A 6,879-nucleotide genomic window follows, 5' to 3' on the forward strand; every position below is an offset into this window, starting at 1 on the left:
GTCTTGTACAGCGCAAGACCGAGATTCGGGGCTGTCTGCTCATCCGGCAGGTAGGTGGCATCCGGGGCGTCGCTCATGTTGCCGACGAGCTGGCCGTCTTTGCCGCGGAAGTGGATCACGACGGTCCCCAGGGTGCCCGACTGATCGATGTCGTCAGTGGCGTACGCGCCCTCGTAGGGCGCCAGCTCGGCCGTGCTCAACTTCTGGGGCGTCGCGGGCAGGTTACCGATTCCGGCGAAGCGGCGAAGCGACCAGTCCTCGGCGAACAGTTCGTTGAGCAGTTTCCCTCCGCCCTCGGAATTGGTGAGCACGGTCATGGCGAAGTTACGGCTGGGCACCATGAAGAACCCGGATCGTTGACCCGCCCAGGTTCCGCCGTGTTGGACGATCGTCTCGTTCTCCGCGGACGGCCGCAGCATCCATGTCACTCCCACGCCGGTGAGTTCGACCTGAAGTGTGCCGCCGACGCCTGGATTCGAACGCATGGCGATGAGCGAGTCTTTGCTCATCAACCGATCTCCGTTGGGTGTCGTGCCGTCGCCGAGGTGGAAGCGCGCGTAGCGCACCTGATCCCGCACGCTGGAAATCAACGATCCGGTCGGGTTGCAACTGCGTGGGAAGAACCAGAAGCCCGGATCCACAACGGCTTTTCCGTCGTCGACGTTGTGTGAGGCGGCGATATTCTGGCCGACTATCTGGTCCGAGAAGAAGCGGGTGTGACCCAACTCGAGCGGGTCCAGCAGCATCTTCTGGACGGCGTCCTCGTAGACCGATCCGGTCACGGCCTCGACGATCCGCCCCGCCACAACCAACCCCGCATTGTTGTAGGCGAAGACCGTGCCCGGCGGCGTCTTCTGTGGGAGCCGGGTCATCGACGCCACGAACTTGGTTATCGCGTCGTCACCTCGACCGAAGTCCTGGAGATCGTCACCGAGCCAACCCGACGTGTGGTTGAGCAGTTGTCGCACCGTCGCCGTGGCGCCGGCGTCGGGATCGGCGACCGCGAAATCGGGCAGATACCTGCGAATCGGTGCCTCCAGATCGACCTTGCCCTCGTCGACGAGGCGCATCACGGTCGTTCCGGTGAACGTCTTCGTCGTGGAGCCGATCCGGAACAGGGTGTCGCCGTCCACCGGGGTCGGGTGGTCGACATTGGTGACCCCGTACCCCTTTATGTATTCCTCGCCGTCGGCAATGACGCCGACCGCAACGCCGGGGATCGCGTAGTCCCGCATCGCCTTGTCGATCTTGGCGTCGAGCTCGTTGAACGCGTCCTTCGCGTTCGCGGGGACGCTCGTCGCTGTGGTGGTCGACTCCGTCGACGAACATGCCGGCGACACGAGCACCGCCAACCCGGCGACCGCCCCGCCGAGAACCGCCCGACGCGACAACCGAGGGCCACCGACGGCGAACACCTCGGTCGTCATCAGCGTGGCGGGAGAATGTCGTATGCCGGCAGTGGCGTCGTGTCCGTGCAGGATGTGTCCGGCTTCTCCGGATCGTCGAAGAACGACGCGATGATCTCGGCTCCGCACGGTGGCTCTGCATACACACCGTGTGCAGCTCCGGGCACTACCGCGACTGTGGATTGCGAGAGATCCTTCGCGATGTAGTCGCCCCACACCGCTCCGGTCTGCCCGTCGTAGGTACCCGACAGCACGAGCGACGGGATGTCACTGACGGTGATGTCTCGGATCGAGTCAGGGGCCTTCGGCACGTCCCACACCTCGCAGGCGTCGCGCAGGAACGGCAGCTGTGGCGCTTGGGCCCGAACGGACTCCGGGAGTTCCGGGAATTCCTTTTCCGCCTGTTGCATCGACTGTTCGACGGTCTCGAACGGGATCCATTCGCGGCACCAAATGCTCAGGGTGAGGCCCCACTGCAGGACGCCCCTCTCCGGATGCCCCCACACCTCGGCCCACCGCGACGCAATGGGCTGCGCATTCCCGTGTGCGAGCTCATCGACCGTTGACGGGAACTCTGTCGGCAGATGGGTGGCCACGGGGACAAACCAGTTCAGCAGCATTCCGCCGTCGACGACAACCTTCGTCTCTCCAACGCCCTCGACGTCGACCGTCGTGGTGATGGGCTTCGCTTCCAGCTCATTGACCAGCCGGATGAACGTTGCCCCCAGGTCGGGATAGCGTTCGTTGCATGCCGGCTGGTCCTCGCACGCCTCGACCATGTTGTCGAATGCTTGGCGAGCGCTGGCCCAGGTCCACCCCAGGGCACCAACCGATGGAGGCGTCACTCCGTCGAACGCGATCGACTCGATCGCGTCGGCGTCGTGACGCATGTAGATCAGCGCGAGGTCGGTACCGTACGAGTGGGAGAAAACATTCCACTTCTCGAGGCCGAGTGCCTTGCGCAGATCGATCAGGTCATAGGTGCTCTCGGTCGAATTGAACGCCGAGAGGTCGACGGTGGGAGCCAGGCGGTCGTGGCAGCCCTGCACCGCTTCCACGTACGCATCCCGGGTGGACTCAGCGTTCCACCCCATTCCGATCCTATGGGCGAAGAACTCGAAAATCTCCGGGCAGGACAACGGCGAGCTGGACGTGATGTTGCCGCGCTGTCCCATCAGAATCAGATCGCGATCACGGTTCAGCGGCACGTCCGGGTTGACCGGAGGATCCGTGACCGCATCCTGACCGGGCCCGCCCATGAGAAAGACGATCGGAGCCTTGGCCGGCGGCTGCGTTTCCGACGGAACGATCGCAACTGCCAAGCGCAAGGATCCGCTGTCTTCTCTGGTGCGGTCCACCGGGACCACCAATTCCCCGCAGCGAGCATTCTCCAGCAGTGGGACCGGATTTGGCGTCTGCGCGCACGGACCCTCGACAAACTCCGTCGGCGGATGAGCCACAGTCGTCGGTGACGAACCGGACGGATCGGAAGTGCTGCCACACGCTGAGCTGACGAGAATCGAGACAAACGCAATCGCCGCTATCTGGTTCACAACCCGCATGTCAACCACCCTGAATGGCGACCGCCCGAACCTGGTGTCCGGGCTCGGCCCGAGTATCCACTCGGATAAATCCTGACACACCCACAGCATTGGGAGCGCCGTTACCGGTAAAGGGGCCGCACAAGGGCCGCTGACATCGTTCTCGATACCTCGGTGAGGGCCGCCGTCGTCCTCGGTGAGGGCGTCCGCTCCCTCCTCCTGCGGGCGGCGCTGGGCGGGCTAGTTGATGCGTGATCCCCGGACGCGTTCGGGATTGCGCGGGGGGAAGGGTGCGCCATCGTTGAATTCGCGTTGGAGAACGGGAAGGTAGCGGGCGAGGGCTTCGTCGACGAGGTCGGACCAGCTGTCGGGGGCGCCGGCGATATGGCCGATCGCGGCGACGGCATTCTTGCCGTCTTCCACCCTGGCGCGGTTGATGTAGACGGATTCCAGCGTCTTGTCCGCGGGTACCCGTGTGGTGGCCTTTTCCTCGTCGAGGGCAACCGGCCCCGGCTGGGGGTCGCCGATGGTGGCCGCTTCCCGTGTGACGTCCACGCCCTGCTCGACGAGGTTCGGCAGCCGCCGCTTGCGTTCGGCAGGGCTTTTGGCGAGTCCGTGCTCACGTGTCGCGCTGATCAGGAGATCCTTCCGACGAGTTCTCGAGCACGTCCCGACCTGATGGGTGCCGGTGCGGGTCTGGGGACGGCGTTCGAGGGGGTTGCTGACAAGTCCGGGCTTACGTGTCGCGCTCATCAGGGCATCCTTTCGACGAGTTCTCGGGCGGCGTCCCGATAGGCGCGTGCCGCCGACGACGACGGCGCCCACCTGACGACGGGTTCTTCGGCGCTGTAGCTCTCACTGACACGGACGGACTTCGGGATGATGGTGCGCATCGTCTGATCGGGGTAGGTCTCACGGAGCGCGGCGAGGACCTGCTGGTCGATGACCTGGCCGAGTTCGACGCGGCCACACAGAATGTGATTGAGCCGCGCGGTGGGATTGAGCAGCTCGACCTGCTCGCTGATGTAGTTCTCGATCCGCATGAGCGCTTCGAGTTCCATCGCGCCCGTCATGACAGCGGCGAGCACCTCGGTGCAGGCGACGAGTGCGCTGATGGTCAGGTGGTCGAAGTCTCCGGGGCAGTCGAGGAGATTGAAGTCGACCTCGGGGGCGTTCGCAAGGGCCTTGCGCAGGACGCCGTGCGCACCGGGCTTCTTGAGGAAGTAGGGCCCGACGGAATCGAGTTCCTTGGTGGCAGGAACGAGGTGAATCCCGGACGCGGTGATGGTGGTGGCATCCTCGATGCTCGCCACCATCATCAGCACCGACAGGACATCGTTGTCGACTGCCTCGGGCGTGGCACCGAGCCAGGTGGTGGCGTTGCACTGCGGGTCGAGGTCGACGACCCGGACGGTGTAGCCGGCTTCGACGAGGGCCTGGGCGAGATTGACCGCGCTCGTGGTCTTGGTGGAACCACCTTTGTGGTTGACCACCGCGATGGTGCGGGTCATGGGCTTGTCCCTTCGTGCAATAAATAGTGCCGTAACGTGCACTGATCCGTGGAGTCGTTCAGTGTCGCGTCGACGTTGTTCGTTCCGGCGGAGTCCTGCGATCATCGCGCGACGGCGAACGATCTACGGTCACTGTCGCGACGAGCACGCAGGTCGCCACACGCTGCCCAGACCGGTGATCCGTCACGGTCCTGATCTGCAGGATTCCGCGGATCGTCGTGTCGCGGTCCGCTTCTCCCGAATCGATGCCAGCAGCTCGGTCATGCCGGTGTCGGCCGCGATGAGCGCCGCGATGTAGTCGTTCGCGGTCATGCCGTGCGCCTTCGCGGCGCTGGCAGCCGCTTCCTTGAGCTCCGGAGGCACCAGCGCCTTGACCACAGCACGGGTCCCCTTACTGGGCCGCCCCCGGCGGCGGGAAGCAACGATCTCGGCCATACCCGCAATTCTGGGACCAGAAAGTCGAACGACCTAACCGCCACACCGCACCCGACCAGAATTTCTCCGGCCGGGCATCGCTTGCAGTGCCCGAGAACTCGACAACAGGAAACACTGACCGCGGCGCATCGCGTTGACCTACCGGCTTCCCGGAAGGCGTTGCGGGACGCGGAATTCTCCTCACCAACCGCGCACAAACCGGAAGTAACCCACCACGGCTCGCTGGGGCCCTCGTGAAAACGCCATGTGTAGGTTCCGCGCCGCATATTTCGGCGGCCTTGAACGCCGGCTTCTGCGTGATGGTCTCCGAATGCGTTGATCTCGGGGAGCCGAGCGCTGCCGCCAACCTACGACCGACTGATCTCCCGCGCGACGGTGACATCGAGACACGGTGGCGGGGGCGTCCGGTAACACTGACCCTCGCGGCAGAGTCGGTGCAAGTCGTGTGACCGGCGTTTCGGGGAGTCATGCAGTTGCTCGACCGGGGTCCAGGTGACACCGCCGACGACGGACCAACCGGGTAGGGAGCGTGGATCCCTCCGTCGAGGTGGCTCGACGAGACCGAGACGAACTTCCGGACAGTGTCCAGTCGAATCGGACCGGAGTCTGATCGACGGTGGACTGCACGAGGTCCTTCGGTGCGTGGGGAACTGCTGACGAGCAATCCGTCCCGATGCGAGGCTTGGTCGGCGCCGGAGACGGCATCGTGGAGGTTCGGCGGTGAACTGGGCGTCCGAGCTCGCGGTGGGGTGTGATCGCCACCTAGCTCGGTGGTGCTCGATGCTCCCGGAGAGATTCGATCTCGGCGGACACCTCGTCGAGGCGGCGTCTGGCCTTCGCCAGCAGTCCTTCGAGTTCGAGAATGCCGACTTCCACTTCTTCCCGCTCGGCGAGCCTGCGGGCGAGTTCGTTCGGAGGCGATTTTGTCTTCATCTATTCACGATACGCAGGTCATCAGACCCGAAGAGGCCGACCTGTTCCTCGAGTGAGAGGTGTGGGTGGGAGTGGTTCGTGAGGTTGTGAGAGGACCGCACGCGGCCGGGGCTGGGTGGGCGAACACTCGGCCTCGGCGCGTGCGGCGTTGGGCGCCCCGCGGCCGAAGGGGTTGGCGACCGGTACCGGGGCTGGTTGCCCCGGCCGGTGTGCGGGCCCGGGACAACGTACTGTGCGGGTACCCGGATCGCGGCTGGCTACGCTGGATGCTCCGCAGGTCACCGGGTGGCGGCGCGGACGGCAATGGCGAGCCCGGCCACGAGAAGGGCCAGCAGCGCGAGCACCAGCAGAATCGGCCCCAGCACTAGCCCGAGGAGGATGAGCAGGACAAGGGCGACCTTCACGGTGCGGCTCAACCCGGACACCAGGCCCTTGATCGCCGCCCATATCGGGTTCTTGCCATTGAGGGTGGAGTCGATCGCCCGCAGGGCGGCAGTGGTGCTCGGTCCACCGTGGGCGACGGACTCGGCGACGGTGTCCAGCCATTGGTCGAGGCTCTTCCGCACCGCGGCTCGCTCCTTGACTTCGCCGAGGAGTGGGTGGTCGTGAAGGTGGGGTTTCAGCCACTTGGCGGCGTCGTCGACCGATCGTGGCACATTGCCGGAGCCGACGTCACCGGCGGCCCGCCGAAGACCACGCCCGATGCCCGCACCGGCCCGATTCCCTGCGCCGGTTCGTCCGAGGAGGGCCGAGCCGACAATGCCTTCCCGCGCCATATCAGAGGGGTACCCCCGCCACGGTCCACGGAAACTCGGCACACCTTTCGTGGACGATGCCGGAGGATCCGACCGTGTGGACCGTTCTTCGGCACGAATTGCGCAGTCCCCTGCCGTCTTTGACCGATTGAACTGTGCCCGGGTGGGCTGGTTCGCTAGCCGACCCCGCGGGCACACCTCTGGACTAGAGCGTGTCTGCTATTTGCGGACGCGGTGATGGATGACGAAGGCGGCGAGGAGTACGCCACCGAGATAGGTGGTGGCGTACTTGTCGTAG

7 protein-coding genes are annotated in these 6,879 nt (G+C 65.1%); all 7 read right to left on the reverse strand.

Annotation, left to right across the window (positions count from 1 at the left end; translation table 11 throughout):
• Nucleotides 1-1,427, reverse strand: a 1,427-nt coding sequence (locus ACFTZB_RS40985; RefSeq protein WP_378440968.1) for a serine hydrolase domain-containing protein, incomplete at its 3' end; no start/stop codon positions are given.
• Nucleotides 1,427-2,968, reverse strand: coding sequence for an alpha/beta fold hydrolase (locus tag ACFTZB_RS40990; protein ID WP_378440970.1), 1,542 nt, complete (start codon nucleotides 2,966-2,968; stop codon nucleotides 1,427-1,429). The genes ACFTZB_RS40990 and ACFTZB_RS40985, both read right to left, overlap by 1 nt.
• Before the next feature lie 219 nt (nucleotides 2,969-3,187).
• Nucleotides 3,188-3,700 (reverse strand): hypothetical protein, encoded by a 513-nt coding sequence (locus tag ACFTZB_RS40995; protein WP_378440972.1) that lies wholly within the window; start codon nucleotides 3,698-3,700, stop codon nucleotides 3,188-3,190.
• The gene (locus tag ACFTZB_RS41000) at nucleotides 3,700-4,458 is read right to left on the reverse strand and encodes a ParA family protein (RefSeq protein WP_378440974.1); all 759 of its coding nucleotides are present in this window, start codon (nucleotides 4,456-4,458) and stop codon (nucleotides 3,700-3,702) included. Before ACFTZB_RS41000 ends, ACFTZB_RS40995 begins: the two co-directional genes overlap by 1 nt.
• 183 nt (nucleotides 4,459-4,641) lie before the next feature.
• Complete coding sequence (locus tag ACFTZB_RS41005) at nucleotides 4,642-4,893, reverse strand: hypothetical protein (RefSeq protein WP_378440976.1); 252 nt, start codon at nucleotides 4,891-4,893, stop codon at nucleotides 4,642-4,644.
• A gap of 762 nt (nucleotides 4,894-5,655) precedes the next feature.
• Entirely contained in the window at nucleotides 5,656-5,826 is a 171-nt protein-coding gene (locus ACFTZB_RS41010) for a hypothetical protein (RefSeq protein ID WP_378440978.1), read from the reverse strand.
• 278 nt (nucleotides 5,827-6,104) lie between these two features.
• Nucleotides 6,105-6,602: a hypothetical protein gene (locus ACFTZB_RS41015; protein WP_378440980.1), complete on the reverse strand. Its 498-nt coding sequence runs from the start codon at nucleotides 6,600-6,602 to the stop codon at nucleotides 6,105-6,107.
• Nucleotides 6,603-6,879 lie beyond the last annotated feature (277 nt).

Origin of the sequence: Rhodococcus sp. NPDC057014, assembly GCF_042673295.1 — a bacterium.
GTDB lineage: Bacteria > Actinomycetota > Actinomycetes > Mycobacteriales > Mycobacteriaceae > Rhodococcus_F.

What these genes read in the sequence shown, in the direction of transcription:
- ACFTZB_RS41000 (WP_378440974.1), bottom strand. Translation starts at nt 4,458, where the DNA reads ATGACCCGCACCATCGCGGTGGTCAACCACAAAGGTGGTTCCACCAAG.
- ACFTZB_RS40990 (WP_378440970.1), bottom strand. Translation starts at nt 2,968, where the DNA reads ATGCGGGTTGTGAACCAGATAGCGGCGATTGCGTTTGTCTCGATTCTC.
- ACFTZB_RS40995 (WP_378440972.1), bottom strand. Translation starts at nt 3,700, where the DNA reads ATGAGCGCGACACGTAAGCCCGGACTTGTCAGCAACCCCCTCGAACGC.
- ACFTZB_RS41005 (WP_378440976.1), bottom strand. Translation starts at nt 4,893, where the DNA reads ATGGCCGAGATCGTTGCTTCCCGCCGCCGGGGGCGGCCCAGTAAGGGG.
- ACFTZB_RS41015 (WP_378440980.1), bottom strand. Translation starts at nt 6,602, where the DNA reads ATGGCGCGGGAAGGCATTGTCGGCTCGGCCCTCCTCGGACGAACCGGC.
- ACFTZB_RS41010 (WP_378440978.1), bottom strand. Translation starts at nt 5,826, where the DNA reads ATGAAGACAAAATCGCCTCCGAACGAACTCGCCCGCAGGCTCGCCGAG.